Raw genomic sequence first — 16470 nt, 5'->3', positions numbered from 1 at the left:
CATGACTGCACGCCACCTTCCACGCCAACGGCAGCCCGAGCTGGAGCGAGACTTCGCCCGCAGCCCGGCGCTGGGTTACGAGGCGCCGGAAGACGTGGGGTTCATCCGCTGCCTGGCCCATGGCTTTCCGACGCCGCTGGCCCGCTGGCACCACCACGACGAGTACGAGCTGCACCTGATCACCGCCACCTCGGGCAAGGCCTTCGTGGGCGACTGGATCGGGCCATTCCAGCCGGGCCACCTGGTGCTCTGCGGCCCGCGGCTGCCGCACAACTGGGTGTCGACCGACGTACCCGAGCAAGGCGTGCCGCTGCGCGACCTGGTGATCCAGTTCGCCCACGGCCCGATCGCACACGCCGCCGAGCAATGGCCAGAGCTGGCCGAGGTGCTGCCGATGCTGGAGCGAGCGCGCCACGGCATCGAGTTCTTCGGCCTGGGCGACTCCGCCGAGCGACAGTGGCACGCCATCCGCCAAAGCCGGGGCCTGAAGCGGCTGGCCGCCTTCACGACGCTGCTGGCCGACATGGCGCAGTGCACCGACTATCGGCTGCTGTCGAGCGTGCAGATGCAATCGGCCGACGACGACCAGCAACTCGACCAGATCAACGCGGTGGTGCAGCGCATCATGGCTGATGTGTCCCAGCCGCTGGTGGCCTCGGAAATCGCCGCCAGCCTGGCGATGAGCGAGAGCCGGTTCTCGCGCTTCTTTCGCCGCGCGACGGGCAACACCTTCACCGATTTCGTCAACCGCGTGCGGGTGCAGCGGGCTTGCCAGCTGCTGATGGATTCGGACCGGTTGGTCACCCACATCTGCTACGAAGTCGGCTTCAACAACGTGGCCAACTTCAACCGGCGCTTCCTCGAGATCAAGGGCATGACGCCGACCGAATTCCGCAAGCAATCCGATCGGCGTTTCGGCGGGGCCCCCTGACCGCGCGCTGCGTTCGCGGCCCGCTGATCAGCGGGCCGGAGGTTGGCTATGGACGGGCCCGGCGCAACACCATCAAGCCGAAGAACGAGGCCGCCAAAACCAGCGTGACGAGGAACCGTGGGGTGGCCAGATCGCCCAGGGCGAGCAGGGTGTCCTGCGCTATCCAGTGGCCCATGTCGCCCAACAACTGCGACACCGAACCACTCTTGTCCAGATCGAAGTCCTGCCGGCCCTGCATCGTCGGCAGCAAAGCCCAGCCGGCATGCTCCATCTGCTGCGCAAGCTGCTCGATCAGCCAGGGCTGGTGGTAGACCTTGTCCAGCACCTGGCTGCCGATGAGCAGCACCCCGGCGCCCACCGCCACACCCCAACGCTTGAGCCAGGCCGACAAGGCCATGGCCGCCAGGATGAAGGGGGACAGCCACAGGGTGCCCAGCACCATCCCCAGCCCCAGGCGCGCCACACCCATCAGCAGCAACGACGCCAGCGTGCCCCACGACATCTGCAGCAGGCCGTCTGCGCCATGAACGCGCAGCACCGCGATCAGCGCACAGATGACCGCGCCAACGGCCGAGATGCCGAAGGCCACCAAAGGCAGCAGCCACACATTCATCAGCACGGTGGCGCCGACACTGGCGGAATGGCTGGTGGGCAGCGAGAGCCAGAACTCGATTGACCGGTCTTGCCGATCGCGACGCGCCAAGCCCGGGGCCTGGATGGCCACTGAGCCGCCGATCAGCACCATCAGGAATGCGAGATAGCCCGCCGCGAAGGTGACCGCGATCACCAGCGGCGGCGGCAGGTGCCCGTTTTCGCCGACCTGGATGGAGCCGACGCTCAACAGCGGCAGCATGATGGCCATCGGGATACCGGCCAGCAACAGCCAGCCGAAACGATGCTGCATCCACTCTCGCAGCAACAGGGTCTTGAAGGTTTGCATCGAACCGCTCCTCTTGTTCAGCGCTGCTGCGGGTTGATTTCGGGTGCGCGGGTGAGCGCGACGAACAGGTCGACCAGGCTCGGGCGCATGCGCTGCCCGAGCGAAGCCACATGGGCCGGCGGCGCACCATCGAACAGCGCTGCCGCTTCGCCCTGCTGGCGATAGCGCAGGATGGGGTGGGCGGCGGCGATCGCCTCGGCGGCCTGCGGATCGTGCTTGAGCGCCACGAAACGGTCGTCGATCTGGTCGAGCGGGATGTTGAGCACCAGCTTGCCCTCGTTGAGCATCATCACGTCCGACAGCAGCCCTTCGATCTCTTCGACCTGGTGGGTCGAGATCAGCACGCTGCGCTCGCCGTCGCACCACTCGTCGATCAGCATCTCGTAGAACGACTTGCGGCTGAGCACGTCCAGGCCCAGCGTCGGCTCGTCCAGGATCATCACCTTCGCATCCACGGCTGCGATCAGCGCCAGGTGCGTTTGCGCCACCATGCCCTTGGACAAGGCCTTGACCTTGTCGGTGAGCTTCACACTGGTGCGGCGCAGCAGCTCGCGGGCGCGGTCGGCCGAAAACTTCGGATGCAGGCCGCTCATCAGCTCGACCAATTGCTCCACGCGGGCCCAGCGCGGCAGGATGGCCACATCGGGGATGTAGGTCACCTGCTCCAGCAGTTTGACGCGGTCGCGCTGGGGCTCGAAGCCCAGCACGTCCAGCCGCCCCTCGTGCGCCTGCACGCCGACGAGCGCCTTCATCAGCGTGGTCTTGCCGGCACCGTTGTGGCCCAGCAGGCCGACCACGCGGCCCTTGCCGATGCTGAAGTTCAGGTTGTCCAGCGCGCGCTTCTTGCCGTAGTTCAGCGAGAGGTTCTCGGCGCGGATCAGTGTGTCTTGGGTCTGGTTCATCGTTGTCCCCCTCAGGCGTCAGGCCTCTTCCCAGCTCAGTTCATCCATCTGCAGGCCCAGGCGGCGCAGCTTGGTGCGGAGTGCTGGCCACTCCTGCTCCAGGAACCGCTGCCGCTCCAGAGCCCGCAGCTTGTCGCGTGCGCCTGCCCGGACAAACAGGCCCAGCCCGCGCCGGCTGTCGAGCAGGCCGTCGTCGGTGAGCGCCTGCAGCGCCCGCCCCACCGTCAGCGGGTTGAGCATGTACTGCGCCGCCAGCACCCGCACCGATGGCATCGGCTCGCCTTCGGGCGGGTGCCCGTCGAGCAGCGCACCGGCCAGGCGGTCGGCCAGTTGCCGGTAAATCGGCTGGCGGTCATCCCAGGTTGGCATCGCCTTCCCCTTGTGGCTGAACCCACCGCCCCGAAGAGGACGGCAGGTGTGTTACTGATGTAGAACACTGTAGGGAAGACGCGGCGGCCTGTCTGCCGCGGTGCGACAGGATGCAGATCGGGCGGACGAGTTGCAGCCCCGGCCGTCGTTTTCTCACCCCAGGCAGACCTGCTGTCGGACTGCGCAGAGACTGGAACTGTCTGCGCTCAACGCTGAACTCTGTCGGTGGCGCCGCCGTACCGAACAGGTGCGAGCGAAGCAGGCGGACGCCGACACAGCGGTGCAGACGGACAGGAATGGAACCTGAGGGCGACCACTGACCCGCTGCGGTAAAGACGCACCACCACCACGAGAGAAGCCCGTGGTCGAACTGGAGTGAATCGGGTCAAACAAACCAGGCGATACAACGCTGGACATCTGGAGACCCACGCCGAGCAGGACCATCGGTACGCTCCGACGCGCGCTCAGAAAGCGCTTTCACCCTTTGCTGGTCCTGAACCTTTTTTGCCGTGACACGATGATCCATCAAACACTGCTGACGCTCTCCCTGGTCGCCGGCTCGGTCTTCTCTGCTGCCGCGGTGGCGGCAGACGCTCCCCCGACGCGCTGGCAAGAGCACTGGTTCGAGCACAACCAGAATCTGACACGCGTGTTTTACGACCCGAACGTTGCCGTCTATTTCGACGACGATGTCGATGACTCGATCACCTGGATGAACGGCTACCTAAGCGACGTCTGGCGCTACACAAAAAAGAACTACGGAGCCTTCGGCAACGACAAGCGCCTGTTCGCTGTTTTTCACACCGGCAAATACAGCGGCGGCCATCCGTCCACGTACTTCGATTCGAGCCACGACTTCCGCAACGTCATCGACGTGGGCGCCGGGCCTTGGATCTCAGGCACCGGCGGCGACTTGGATATCGTGACGCACGAAGTCGCGCACATCGTCGAGGGCGCCTCGAAGGGGGTGCACGGGTCGCCGGCGTTCTCGATTTGGCGCGACAGCAAGTGGGCCGAGATCTTCATCTACGACGTCTACAAGGGGCTGCAGATGGGCGACGAGGCCAAGCGCTGGAGGAACCAGGTCCTCGCGCAGCACGACGACTTCCCGCGTGCCAACACTTACTGGTTTCGCGATTGGTTCTACCCGATCTACAAGCGGCACGGCGGCACCGGGACACTGAACAACTACTTCAGCCTGTTGTCGCAGTGCTTCACGAAGAACGGCAACTCGTACGCGCGTGATCTGAATTGGGGCGAGTTCGTCCACTTCTGGAGCGGAGCGGCCAAGTACAACCTCAAGGCCCAGGCCACGGAGGCCTTCGGCTGGTCGAGCGAGTGGGACGCTCAGTTCAAGAAGGCACAGACGGACTTCACCTGCGCGAACACCTACCCGCAGTGAGGCGAAGCCCCGGCGTCAGGTGACACGGCCCTTGGGTCGGCGCGCGGCGCCTCCTGGCTTGACGGGATGGGCGCAGGTATTGCCTGAACGCTCGTGCACAGGCAAAGTCGGCGCTCTCGTTGGGTCTCGCCGCGCATGTCATGCAGCAAGGGGGCATGTGGCCGCCAGGCGCCCAACCCCTCCTTTTCTTGGAACATTGGGCGTCACCCGACATGCATCTTGGCCCCACACCCTTCCTCAGGACGACGGTAGCCCTCTTCTGCATGGCCGCCAGTTTCAACCTCTCAGCCGGGACCCCCATGTTCGACGAATCCAGTTTCTCTCAGATCAAGTTTCTTGAAGGTCGCTGGAAAGGCGTGGGCCCCGATGGGAAGGATTTCTTTGATGAGTACGTGCTGGCCGAGCCCACGGTGCTTCGCTCCATCCGCCATGCGGACTCCGCCTTCAACAAGGCCACGGATGAAAGCACCGTGGCCCTCAGAGACGGCGTGATCACGTCGACGTGGGGTCAGTTCACCTGGAAGGCCACGTCGTTGAGCGCATCAAAGGCGTGCTTTGAGCCTGTCAACGCACCGAGTTCCTTCTGCTGGGAAAGGGTGGCGCCGGACACGGTCACCGTCACTCAGCGATGGACGGGTACGGACGGGAAAGGGCAATCGTTCGTCTTGACGCTGAATCGCGTGAAGCTCTGACCCACGCGGACGCGGTCTCTGCGTCCACCTCGACGCGCCACACCACCGACAAGGGGGCTGCGCACGACAGGCGGATGAGCAGCCTCAGAGCCCGAGCGCCGTGAGCTGCCCTTCGCTGCTGAGGTAGACCTGCCCGTCGGAGACGCTGAGCTTGGTGAAGCTGCCGCGGATGGACAGGGGCACCGCCGCGGTGGTATGGCCCGTGGCGGCGTTCAGCACGGCCAGGCGCTTGTCGCCGCTGAAATCTTGCACGGTGACATACAGCGCGCCATTGGCCCAGGCCATGTTTGACGCCACCTGGTAGGTGCCCGGCAGGGCACGGCGCCACACGACCTCGCCGGTGGCCGCGTCGAGCGCCTGCACCTGGCGGTTGCCCGAGACCGCGTAGACGCGGGCGCCCTGCCCCACCAGCGGCGCCGACAGGTAGCCTTCCAGTGCACGGCTCCACAACAGGCGGCCATCCCGCGCCGCGAATGCGCGAACGATGCCGCTGTCGCTGCCGACGATGACGCGACGGCCGAGTGCCATCGCAGCGTGTTGCATGTTGGTGCCATCGACCTCGGCCACCCACAGCGGCGCGCCAGAGACCGCATCAAACGCGAACAGCTGGCGCAAGGCACTTTCACAGCACTCGTGCCAGGTGCTCGCGAAGACCCGGCCATCCGCCACGGCGACATCGTTGTTCAGCACCACGCCGCCGCCGGTGCTGGCTTGCCACAGGACCGAGCCGTTGCTGGCATCGACCGCGACGATGGCATCGCGCCCCGTGCTCAGGAACACCCGGCCGCCATCGACCGCCGGGCCGAAACCCACCCCCAGATAGTCCGGGCCGGCCGGCAACTCGGCTGTCCATTGCGCCTGGCCCGTCGCCTGATCGACCGCGGTCAGCAGGTTGCGGTTGCTGGGCGTGTAAGACGAGCTGGCCAGGTAAGCCACGCCTTGAGACAAGGCCGGGTTGCCGCAGTCGCCTCCGGCGGTGTTCGAGCGGCTCCAGAGGAACTCGCCGGTCGTCGGGGCCAGTGCCGACGAGCCATACAGGTTCGAGCAGGTGAACAACCGGCCGTCGGCCTCGGTGGCGCTGCTGGCGTAGAACTGGCCGATCATCATCTGCCAGCGTGGCGCCAGTTGCTGCGCGTTGTGGCGGCTGAGCACCGCTTCGGCGGTGTTGGCGTAGGTCTTGGCCGCGACGGCCCCGTCCTGAGCCCACTGCGCGTGGGCCACGCCCAGCGGAGCCGCAGCCACCAGCATCGCGCACAGCGCCGTGCCACGCCATGAACGGGCCCCTGAACGAAAGAACAGCATCGGTCTGGAAACGCTCATGACACCACCACGACAAGAAGAAGGGCGACGCGGGGCGGATGGAGCGCCGCTCGGCTCGGGGGCCGAGCTCAGGGCAGTTGCTGCTCGCGCCAGCGCATCGCCATCAGGATACGGCTGCGGGCACTGGGATGATCGAAAAAGACCATTTCCTCAATCGGGCCAGGCTCGGTCTTGCGGTATTCGGCCAGCTTGAGCATGGTTTCAGCCAAGCCCAGTGGCTCGCGAGCGAGATTGAGTGACCACATGTCAGCTTCGGCCTCCATCGTGCGGACGATGGTGTTGGTGACCGGCGTGGCCACGAACATGTACAGGCCGATCAGCCCGACGAGCAAAGGCAGGCTGCCCACATCGGCCACGCCTTGCGGGCCGGGGGCGATCTGCCAACGCGGCCCAAATCGATCCAGCAGGCGGCGCATCGCCCAGGCGGCGAGAGCGAAGCCCAACAGGATGAGCACGCCCATCTGCACGAGCGACTTGGTGATGTGGTTCATCGCGTAGTGGCCGATCTCATGACCCATCACCGCGCGAATCTCAGCGTCGCTGGAACGGCGCAGCAGGTTGTCGTTCAACCGCACCGAAGCCGTGCTGCCGATGCCCGACACATTGGCGCTGACGCGCGTCGTCTGCCGCGACGCGTCGAACTCGTAGACGTTGTCGGCAGGCACCCCGTTGGCGTGCGCCATCGCCAGCACCGCACGTTTGATCGGCCCGTCTTCCACCGGCTTGTAGGTGTTGAACAGCGGATCGATCCACACCGGGGCCACCATCACGCCCAGGGTCATCAGCCCCAGAGTCACGCCGGTGGCCCACATCCACCAGGCCGCGCCCGCGCGGCGCAGCACTGCATACAGCAGCGACACGGCAAAGGCCAGCACCAGCGTCATCACCGCGAGCGAGACCAGGCGCTCGACGAACCAGGCGCCAAAGTCCTGCGTGGCCATGCCGTAGGCGTGCTCGCGCACGAAGCCTTCGTAGATCGTCAGCGGCAGCGACAAAACCCAGGTGGCCACGCCGTAGAACGCCCCGTAGAGCGCATCGGCGAGCCAGCGCCAACGCGCCACGCGGCGTGCCCAGTCGCGCACGGCGGCCGAGGGCCGTGTCCACAACAGCAGCGCGGCCATGCCCAGCCCGAGCAGCGCATTCCACAGGATCAGCCAGTAGCCGCCTTCGAAGTAGGCATCGGAGCGTGCACGGGCTTGGGGCGAGAGGCGATCAAGGTAGGCCCGCGTGGCGGCTTCAGGCGCCATGGGCAAGGCGGCGCGCCAGGCTTCATCGACGGCGCGGACCTCGAAGGTGGGTGCCGGCGCATGGGCGGCTCGCGCCGGCAGGGCCGTCGCGCCAATGAGCACAACCAGCAGCCAGCCGCACGCCACGACGAGCCGCCAGCAGGCCAGAACAGGGAAACGCCAGGAGGTGGAGAGTTGACCAACCATTGCGCGCTCGTCCTCTGGTGAAGGACCCGGTGAAGGAAAGTGCAGATTGTCAGCGGCCGCGCTGGTGGCCAACCATTGGCATGGCGGCACCGCGGCCAGCCCCTAGTTTCAAGTCCACCGGCCCAGGCGCCGGTGCGTTGTGGACCCTCACAATCCGCGCCGATCGACGCAAAGATGGAGGAACCCATGCGCAAACACACCCTCAACGCCTCTCGAACCGCCCTGGCCTTGGCCGGCCTCGCACTCGCCCTGACCGGCTGCGGCAAGGTCTCGGAGATCGCCGGAGAGAAGGCCGCCGAGAAGATGATGGAGGCCCAGATCAATCAGAACGGCGGCAACGCCAAGGTCGACCTGACCAAGGGTGGCGTCACGGCCGAGGGCACCGATGAGCACGGCAAGGCCTTCAAGATGGAGATGGGTTCGGCCCAGCTGACGGAAGCCGATGTGAAGATCCCGTTCTACCCGGGCGCCAAGCCATCCGATAACAGTGGCACGCGCATCAAGAACGGCGGCGGCGAGATGATGTCCATCGAGTTGCATTCCAGCGACAGCACCAAGACGGTGTCCACCTGGTACCGCGACAAGCTGAAGACAGCCGGTGAAGGCAAGATGGTGTTCGACTCGTCGTCCGAAGACAACGGCATGTCATTGTCGATCAACGACTCGAAGGCCCACGAAAACGTGATGGTGAACGTGTCGGCCGACGGCGACGGCAGCCGCATCACGCTGATCCGCTCGGTGGAAGACAAGCCGGCGGCCGCCAACTGAGCTGACACCCGCGCCGCGGCCCCACGCGTGGGCGGCGCTATTTGCGCTTGGCCCGGGGGTGGGCGGCGTCGTACACCTTGGCCAGGTGCTGGAAGTCCAGCTTGGTGTAGACCTGCGTCGTGCTGATGTTGGCGTGCCCCAGCAGCTCTTGCACCGCACGCAGGTCACCGCTGGACTGCAGCAGGTGCGAGGCGAAACTGTGGCGCAGCATGTGCGGGTGCACCGAGGTGGGCAGGCCAGCCTGCAGGGCCAAGGCCTTCAATCGGGTACGCACCTGGCTGGTGGACAACCGTGTGCCGCGACGGCTGACAAATAGCGCCGGCTCACTTGCACCGGCCACGCCGGGCCGCAGCGCCAGCCAGGCCCGCAGGGCTTGCACCGCCGGCCCACCGACGGGCACGTTGCGCCACTTCGAGCCCTTGCCGCGCACCTGCGCGCTGCCATCGACCAGATCCACCCAACCCAGGGCAGCGTCGCCAGCCTGGCAGTCCAGCCCCACCAGCTCACCCACGCGCAGGCCACTGCCGTAGAGCAGCTCGACGATGGCGTGGTCGCGCGCGGCCAGCGCAGGGTCGGTGTGCTCGGGCAGTTCATCGGCCAGGGCCACCGCCTGATCCACCGGCAGCGCCTTGGGCAAGGGCTTACCCGCCTTGGGGGCGCGCACGCCGTCGACCGGGTTCAGCTTCACTGCCCCCTGCAAGCCCCACCAACGGTAGAAGCCGCGCCAGGCCGAGAGCATCAGCGCGAGGCTGCGGGGTGACAGCCCGCCGGCGTGCGCCTGGGCCATCAGCGTGCGCACATGGTGGGGCTGCACGGCATCCAGACCGATGTGCAGGCCTTCCAAGCCTGTGCGCAGACGACTCAGCGCATCGCCGTACACGGCAAGCGTGCGCGCCGCGACGCGGCGCTCGGTGCGCAAGTGGGTGAGGTAGCTGTCGATCGGTGGCGAAGGCGTCATGGGCAGCCGGCGCGTCGCGAACGGGTGGTGCCGCGCGCGCCTGGCCCGGGCTCCATCTCAGACGCCATCGGCCAGTGCGCGCGCCATGGCGGCGCTGGCCAACTCGCCCACGTGCTGCAGGAACTCGGTGCCCATGTCGCTCTGGAAGCGCAGCGCATCGGGCGAACCCAGCACGAGAAGGCCGAAGCACTCGCTGGTGCCTGTGCCCAGGCGCAGTGGGATCAAGGCGATCGATTGCGCTGGCGTGCCATCGGTGGCCAGCCATTGGGCGGCTTCGAACCCGCTGTTGAGCCCACAGTACGGTGCCGCCAGACTGGAGGCAAAGGTCTTGAGATCGTCACTGACCGGTTGCGCCCAGGGCAGGCCCGCATGCGACGGCGCCACGCCCCACAGACGCAAGGCCACCATCGGGATCATGAACTCGTGCTTCAGCTCTTCGACGAGCACCTGGCCCAGCATGATGGTGCTTCGCGCCAGCATCACGGCGCGGGTCCAGCGATGCATCTTGCCGACCAGTGCCTCGTTGTCGTGGCCGGCGCGGATCATGTCGATGATCCGGCGCTCGAGCCCCTTGATGCGCTCGCGCAGCATCTCCATCTGCCGCTCCTGCAGCGAGACGGCGCGGCCGCCGTGCGGGCTGGCCAGCTGAATGGTCGCCAGCAACTCGGCCTGGCGCTCGAAGAACCCGGGCGTGTTGGCCAGGTAGGCGGCAATGTCCGCCTCGGTGATCCCTTGTACACCGGTGGTCACTGTCACAGCTCGATCTCCCCTTCAAAAACCGTTTCGGCCGGGCCGGTCATCAGCACGCTGGCGTCCCCGCCGGCCCATTGCACCGTGAGGCGACCGCCTCGCATGTCCACGTCGACATGCGGGTCGAGCCAGCCGAGGCGGATGCCTGCGACCACCGCGGCACAAGCCCCGGTGCCACAGGCCAGTGTCTCGCCCGCATCACGCTCGAACACCCGCAGTGCCACCTGCTGGCGGCTGAGCACCTGCAGGAAGCCGACATTCACCTTGCGCGGAAAGCGCGGATGCGCCTCGATCAAGGGGCCGAGTTCGGCCACGGGCGCCTCGTTGACGTTCTCCACCCGCAGCACCGCGTGCGGGTTGCCCATCGACAGCACCGCCACTTCGACCTCTCGGGTGCCCGGGCGACGCGCACGCCGGTCATCGGGCAAATCGAGTGGCCAGAGGGCAAACGCGTTCTGCTCGCGGGCCTGCAAGCCTTCGGTGTTGAACGGCACCAACGCCGGTTCGAACACCGGCCTGTTCATGTCGACCGTCACGCGGCCGTCGGCCTGCTGGCGCAATTCGAGCAGGTTGTTCATCGTCTCGACGCGGATGGTGTCCCGGTCGGTCAAGCCATGCTCACGCACGTAGCGGACGAAGCAGCGCGACCCATTGCCGCAGTGTTCGACTTCGGCACCGGTGGCACCGTTGAAGATGCGGTAGCGAAAGTCCACACCGGCCTGGGTGGCAGGCTCCACGACGAGGATCTGATCGGCCCCGACGCCGAAACGCCGGTCTCCGAGGTGGCGCAGCTGCGCTGTGTTCAGGGCGAGCGGCGCGCGGGTGGCGTCCAGCACGACGAAGTCGTTGCCGGCGCCATGCATCTTGGTGAAACGGACACGCATCGGCCGATTATCGGCGCTGGGGCGGAGGACCAGGGCGCCGGGGTCACCGGGTGTTCCGATGCGCGAGCCGCCGACGGAGCCCCCCGGCCGAGCGCCGTAGCGGGTCGCAGGGCGAGAACTCTTGGGCACCGATTGCCCTGGCACGAGGCCACCCTGTAAGACCTGACAGTGTCAGGCCGCCAGGGCGGGGAGCACACTGGGCTCGTCGCGCTGTCATCGCAGCCGGCCAGGCGGCCCGTCAAGCCGCCGGGCCGGCACCTTTGCTCCAGCGGCCGCCGGGGCCCTGCTGGGAGGCGGGCCCCGGTCAGGCCGCATTCCCCTGCGCCGGCCGATGTCCCGCCTCGCAGTGGGCCGCGCCATGCGCGTGCGGTCGGTCAGCGGCAGGTCAGCGGCCTGTCAGTACAGCTTGGCCTCGCCCGGCGGACGCGTCTTGAACCGCCGATGCACCCACAGGTACTGGGCAGGCGACCGCAGGATCTCGCTTTCGATGAAGGCATTGATGCGGCGGGTGGCCTGCACCTCGTCGTCAGCGCCGGGAAAATCCTTCCACGGCGGCAGAAACCGCACCCGATAGCCCTGGCCGCCGGGCAACATCTCAGCGATCACCGGCTGCACCGTCAGACCCAGGCTGGAGGACATGCGCGCGGGGGCCAGCAGGGTCGCCGCCGGCACGCCAAAGAAGGGCACGAATGCCGCGTCCTTTCGGCCAAAGTCCATGTCCGGCAGGTTGAAGAACACGGCCCCGCGCTTGATCGCCCGCACCAACGGCAGGGCCTTTTCGTGGCGCGAGAAGATCTCGGCATTGCCAAATCGCAGCCGGCCCGTGCGCATCCGCTCGTCGAACACCTCGTTGCTCTGCCGCTGGTAGATCGATGCCACCCGCCGCTTCTGGAACAACTGGGTCGCCATGCCCGCGACATCCAGCGCCATGAAATGCGGCACGAGCCACATCACCGGGCCTGGGTGTCGCTCGGCAAAGTCGACCTCGCCTTCCACGTGAATCAGGCGCTTGAGCCGGCTGGCCGGCGCATACCAGATGAGGCCTCGCTCGATCAGGCTGCGCCCGAGCCAGCCAAAGTGCTCTCGCACGACCGCGGCACGCTTTTCAGGCGGCCAGTCAGGAAAGCACAGCGCCAGGTTGTGCAAGGCGATGCGGCGCCGACGCCGCGCCAGGCCATGCAGCAAGCCGCCCAGAGCCTGCCCCAGAGCAGCCTGAACACTCAATGGCAACCAGTGAACCAGCCACAGCAGCCCCAGCAGCGCGCGTGCACCGACGCGCCCCCACCAATCCATCGTGTCTTACTCCGTCGTCTGTCTTCAGCTGCCGTCGCCAGGCTTGGGCTTGCGGGGTGATTTGTACCGGTTGTAGCCCCATAAATACTGGGTGGGCAGCGCGCGAATGGCCCGCTCCATCGAGGCATTGATCACGGTCGCCGCGCCGACATCATCGGCCGGATCGCTCGGCAAGGGCCGAACGAGCGGCGCAAGGTGGATCGAGTATCCCCTGCCTCGCGGCAGGCGCTCGCACCATGCCAACCCCACCGCGGCTCCCGTCTGCTGCGCCAGGCGGGCGGCGAGCGTCATCGTGTAGGCCGGCTTGCCGAAAAACGGTGCCCAGACGCCCTGGCCCTCGGGTGGCACCTGGTCGGGCAGCAGGCCGACCATTTCGCCGCGCTTGAGGGCGCGCAGCATCTGGCGCACCCCGGTGAGCGACGCTGGCGCCGTCGCCATGTTTGGGCGTGCCCGCGCCGTCTCCTCAAGCCGCCGCAGCGCAGCCTTGCGGGCGGGCCGGTACAGCACCGTGATCGGCTTGTCGAAACGCTCGGCGGCGGCGCGGGCGGCCACCTCGAAGCTGCCCAGGTGCGGCGTGAGCAGCAGCAAACCGCGCCCGGCCTTCAAGGCCTCCTCGATCAAGGACTCGCCGTGCCATTGCACATGGTCACTGACCCGGCGATCCGCCGGCATGAACCAGACCCACGGCACCTCCGCCACCAGGCGGCCTGCCTCGGCGATGGAGCGCCGTCGTTCAGCTGCCGTCAGCCCAGCCAATTCTGCATTCGCGGCCACGCGCCGGCGATAGCTGGGCGACAGCAGCCAAGTGGCCCATCCCAACGGGGCACCCAGCGCATGCAACCAAGCCAGCGGCCAGCGTGACAGCCAGCGCATAAACAACGTCATGATCGACAGGCGAGGCCTTTTATAATCGGGTTTGTCGCCGAGTTAAGAGGACAACTTGCGGGGCGACACAGGCAAACGCCTTGGGCGCGCCTGCAGGGCTGAGCTCATGGAGCCGCCCGCCAAATACCGCTAAAGCGTTCGCCGCCCTTGCCCGGTTGCCAAGTGGGACGACGCAAAGCCGATTCGGCTCAGTCTTGAACCCGCAACCAGAAAGCAACGTGAACGTGGCGAACGATTATCTCTTCACCTCCGAATCGGTTTCGGAAGGCCACCCGGACAAGGTCGCCGACCAGATCTCCGACGCGATCCTCGACGCGATCTTCACGCAAGACCCTCTGTCTCGTGTCGCCGCGGAAACGCTGTGCAACACCGGTCTGGTGGTGCTGGCCGGCGAAATCACGACCCAGGCGAATGTCGACTACATCCAGGTCGCGCGGGACACCATCAAGCGCATCGGCTACGACAACACCGAGTACGGCATCGATTACAAGGGCTGTGCGGTGCTGGTCGCGTACGACAAGCAAAGCAACGACATCGCCCAGGGTGTGGACCGCGCCAGCGACGACTATCTGAACATCGGCGCCGGCGACCAGGGGCTGATGTTCGGCTACGCCTGCGATGAGACGCCCGAGCTCATGCCCGCGCCGATCTACTACGCGCACCGTCTGGTCGAGCGCCAGGCGCAACTGCGCAAGGATGGTCGCCTGCCTTTCCTGCGCCCGGACGCGAAGAGCCAGGTGACGATGCGTTATGTCGACGGCAAGCCGCATTCGATCGACACCGTCGTGCTGTCGACCCAGCACGCCCCGGAGATGAGCCTGGGCGACAAGATGAAGCCCGAGTTCTACGAGGCGGTGATCGAAGAGATCATCAAGCCGGTGCTGCCGAAAGAGTGGCTGCAAGACACCAAGTACCTCGTCAACCCGACCGGCCGCTTCGTGGTCGGCGGCCCGCAGGGTGACTGCGGCCTGACCGGGCGCAAGATCATCGTCGACACCTACGGCGGCGCCTGCCCGCACGGTGGTGGCGCCTTCTCGGGCAAGGATCCCACCAAGGTCGACCGCTCGGCCGCCTACGCCGCCCGCTACGTCGCGAAGAACATCGTCGCGGCCGGCCTGGCCAAGCAGTGCCAGATCCAGGTGGCCTATGCGATCGGCGTGGCCCGCCCGATGAACGTGACGGTCTACACCGAGGGCACGGGCGTGATCCCGGACGAGCAGATCGCCGCCCTGGTGAACGAGCACTTCGACCTGCGTCCCAAGGGCATCATCCAGATGCTCGATCTGTTGCGCCCGATCTACTCGAAGACGGCCGCCTACGGCCACTTCGGCCGTGAAGAGCCGGAATTCAGCTGGGAGCGTACCGACAAGGCCGCCGCCCTGCGTGCGGCGGCGGGGCGCTGAAGCGCTGACGTGACGGCGGGCGGCCAGACCGCCGGCCGCCACCCTGTCCCACAAGCAACAAGGGCGCCCCCGGCGCCCTTGTTCTTTGTCGCGTGCAGCTCAAGCCAGGCCGCAGAACTTCCTGAAGGGGCCCAGCACCGCCTCGCCGCGGAAGGGCTTGACGATCCAACCGGTGACCCCGATCTCGCGGCCACGGGCTCGGATGGCCGTGTTGTCTTCGGTGGTCAGCATCACGATCCGCACATCCTTGTTGCCCAGCTCGGTACGGATCTTCTCCGCCATGGTCAAGCCATCCATGTTGGGCATGTTCACATCGCTGACGATGAGCCGGATGCCGGGATCCTTGTTCAATTGAGCCAGGCCATCTCGGCCATCGTTGGCCACGGCCACATCGAAGCCGTTCTGGCTGAGGAAGCTGCAGACGATCTCTCGCATCGTGCTGGAATCGTCGACGACCAGGACTTGAGCCATGGGCAGGTACCTTGAGCGGAACAAACGTTGGACGGAATGCGGCGGATCGCCGCGTCAAAACAGCTCGAGCTCGCCGGTGGTGACCGGCGTCTCGGACGGCGCCGAAAACTCGGTGAACTTCTCAGGCGACCACAGCAGATTGAAGATCAAGCGCTGCACGATGATCAACGGCGGCAGCCCGGGTCGGCGCGGATCGGCCAGCTGGTAGCGCACGCACAGCTGCGGGTCTTGCGAGCCGAACGAGATGTATTTGTGCTCGTGGTTGATCACGATAGGCACCTGGGTTTGCTGGTTGGCAAACGCCTTGGGCGGGATGTAGCGGTTCTTGAAGGCGCCCCAAATCAGATTGGTCGTTTCGCCCAAGAGGTGATTGAGCTCGCGGAAGCTCAGGTCGCCGCCCACACCTTCGTAGCCGAAGCCCTGCATCATCCCCTGGCGCAGCGCGCTTTCCTCGGTCTGCAGCATCATGTAGCCGCGACACCAGGTGCTTTCGAGTGCGATCAGCGTTGAAACCTGGCCGAAGATGATGCGGTCATGCACCACATACGCCGGCTCGTTGGTGACCGTCGCGTGGGGAAACATCGATCGGATGGCGCTGCTCGTCAGCTCGACGATGCCGTTGACCAGTTCGGTGGGGTAGCGCAGGCTGAACAGGCTGCGCTCGATGGCCTCGCCGAGGGTTCCCATCTCCGTCCACGGGTGCGCGATGATGCGTGACTGGTCGTCGGTCAGCGGGTGGCTGCCCGTGCGGCGCAAGAAGATCGGCAGTTCGGGCCGTTGCCGATGGATGGCGGCGGCCAAGCCCAGTGCGTCGCCGGATTCGCACGGCAGGTCTTCGGCGAGCATCACCCCACCCAGATCCTTGTGCTGGCTCAGCGTGGACAAGGCCTCCACGGCACTGCGCGGCAGCACCACGAGCCCCAGAGACTGTGCGAAATCCCACAGGGCCTGGTAGTGGCGGGGATCGTGTTCGAGCAGCAGGACCTTGGCGGCCAGCGTGGATCCGTCGGACATGGTGGTCAGGCGCGGCTAAGTGACGTCGGCGACCCGGCGGTTGCCGGGCCGGTCT

The 16470-nt window shown here is 66.5% G+C and carries 17 protein-coding genes; 5 read left to right on the top strand and 12 right to left on the bottom strand.

Annotation, left to right across the window (positions count from 1 at the left end):
* Position 1 precedes the first annotated feature (1 nt).
* Positions 2-931, top strand: a complete 930-nt coding sequence (locus AACH06_RS16660) for an AraC family transcriptional regulator (protein WP_341426869.1) — start codon at positions 2-4, stop codon at positions 929-931.
* A 46-nt stretch (positions 932-977) separates the two neighbouring features.
* On the opposite strand, the gene AACH06_RS16655 is transcribed toward AACH06_RS16660, so the two are convergent.
* Genes AACH06_RS16655 through AACH06_RS16645 form a run of 3 tightly spaced genes read right to left on the bottom strand, consistent with a single transcriptional unit; the run spans position 978 to position 3142 of the window.
* Positions 978-1871 carry a hypothetical protein gene (locus AACH06_RS16655; protein WP_341426868.1) on the bottom strand — a complete coding sequence of 298 codons (894 nt, stop codon included), beginning with the start codon at positions 1869-1871 and terminating at the stop codon, positions 978-980.
* Between the two features lie 17 nt (positions 1872-1888).
* Positions 1889-2773: an ABC transporter ATP-binding protein gene (locus AACH06_RS16650; RefSeq protein WP_341426867.1), complete on the bottom strand. Its 885-nt coding sequence runs from the start codon at positions 2771-2773 to the stop codon at positions 1889-1891.
* 18 nt (positions 2774-2791) lie between these two features.
* Entirely contained in the window at positions 2792-3142 is a 351-nt protein-coding gene (locus tag AACH06_RS16645; RefSeq protein WP_341426866.1) for a GntR family transcriptional regulator, read from the bottom strand.
* Between the two features lie 517 nt (positions 3143-3659).
* Here AACH06_RS16645 and AACH06_RS16640 point away from each other — a divergent pair.
* Positions 3660-4544 carry a hypothetical protein gene (locus tag AACH06_RS16640; RefSeq protein WP_341426865.1) on the top strand — a complete coding sequence of 295 codons (885 nt, stop codon included), beginning with the start codon at positions 3660-3662 and terminating at the stop codon, positions 4542-4544.
* Between the two features lie 299 nt (positions 4545-4843).
* Positions 4844-5236: a hypothetical protein gene (locus AACH06_RS16635; protein WP_341426864.1), complete on the top strand. Its 393-nt coding sequence runs from the start codon at positions 4844-4846 to the stop codon at positions 5234-5236.
* Between the two features lie 84 nt (positions 5237-5320).
* Here the strand turns inward: AACH06_RS16635 and AACH06_RS16630 are convergent, their stop codons facing one another.
* A complete protein-coding gene (locus AACH06_RS16630; RefSeq protein ID WP_341426863.1) occupies positions 5321-6556 on the bottom strand; it encodes an outer membrane protein assembly factor BamB family protein in 1236 nt (411 codons plus the stop codon).
* A gap of 68 nt (positions 6557-6624) precedes the next feature.
* A complete protein-coding gene (locus tag AACH06_RS16625) occupies positions 6625-7989 on the bottom strand; it encodes a M48 family metallopeptidase (RefSeq protein WP_341426862.1) in 1365 nt (454 codons plus the stop codon).
* 186 nt (positions 7990-8175) lie between these two features.
* Here AACH06_RS16625 and AACH06_RS16620 point away from each other — a divergent pair, with 186 nt between their 5' ends.
* Positions 8176-8757 (top strand): hypothetical protein, encoded by a 582-nt coding sequence (locus AACH06_RS16620; RefSeq protein ID WP_341426861.1) that lies wholly within the window; start codon positions 8176-8178, stop codon positions 8755-8757.
* 37 nt (positions 8758-8794) lie between these two features.
* Here the strand turns inward: AACH06_RS16620 and AACH06_RS16615 are convergent, their stop codons facing one another.
* From AACH06_RS16615 to AACH06_RS16595, 5 genes are all read right to left on the bottom strand, one after another.
* Entirely contained in the window at positions 8795-9715 is a 921-nt protein-coding gene (locus AACH06_RS16615) for a tyrosine recombinase XerC (protein WP_341426860.1), read from the bottom strand.
* A 57-nt stretch (positions 9716-9772) separates the two neighbouring features.
* A complete protein-coding gene (locus AACH06_RS16610; protein ID WP_341426859.1) occupies positions 9773-10471 on the bottom strand; it encodes a DUF484 family protein in 699 nt (232 codons plus the stop codon).
* Positions 10468-11349, bottom strand: coding sequence for a diaminopimelate epimerase (gene dapF / locus AACH06_RS16605; RefSeq protein WP_341426858.1), 882 nt, complete (start codon positions 11347-11349; stop codon positions 10468-10470). Before dapF ends, AACH06_RS16610 begins: the two co-directional genes overlap by 4 nt.
* Before the next feature lie 396 nt (positions 11350-11745).
* Positions 11746-12642, bottom strand: coding sequence for an LpxL/LpxP family acyltransferase (locus AACH06_RS16600; protein WP_341426857.1), 897 nt, complete (start codon positions 12640-12642; stop codon positions 11746-11748).
* 24 nt (positions 12643-12666) lie between these two features.
* The gene (locus AACH06_RS16595) at positions 12667-13527 is read right to left on the bottom strand and encodes a lysophospholipid acyltransferase family protein (protein ID WP_341426856.1); all 861 of its coding nucleotides are present in this window, start codon (positions 13525-13527) and stop codon (positions 12667-12669) included.
* A 224-nt stretch (positions 13528-13751) separates the two neighbouring features.
* Here AACH06_RS16595 and metK point away from each other — a divergent pair, with 224 nt between their 5' ends.
* Complete coding sequence (metK, locus tag AACH06_RS16590; RefSeq protein WP_341426855.1) at positions 13752-14930, top strand: methionine adenosyltransferase; 1179 nt, start codon at positions 13752-13754, stop codon at positions 14928-14930.
* 99 nt (positions 14931-15029) lie between these two features.
* On the opposite strand, the gene AACH06_RS16585 is transcribed toward metK, so the two are convergent.
* Together AACH06_RS16585 and AACH06_RS16580 are read right to left on the bottom strand one after the other, a co-directional pair.
* A complete protein-coding gene (locus AACH06_RS16585; protein ID WP_341426854.1) occupies positions 15030-15401 on the bottom strand; it encodes a response regulator in 372 nt (123 codons plus the stop codon).
* Between the two features lie 54 nt (positions 15402-15455).
* On the bottom strand, positions 15456-16415 hold the full coding sequence (locus tag AACH06_RS16580; RefSeq protein ID WP_341426853.1) for a chemotaxis protein CheX: 960 nt from the start codon (positions 16413-16415) through the stop codon (positions 15456-15458).
* Between the last annotated feature and the right edge of the window lie 55 nt (positions 16416-16470).

The sequence above is a fragment of the Ideonella lacteola genome (assembly GCF_038066555.1).
Taxonomy (GTDB): domain Bacteria; phylum Pseudomonadota; class Gammaproteobacteria; order Burkholderiales; family Burkholderiaceae_C; genus Ideonella; species Ideonella lacteola.
Note: the sequence above shows the minus strand (reverse complement) of the source record. Positions and strands in the feature narration are given on the sequence as shown.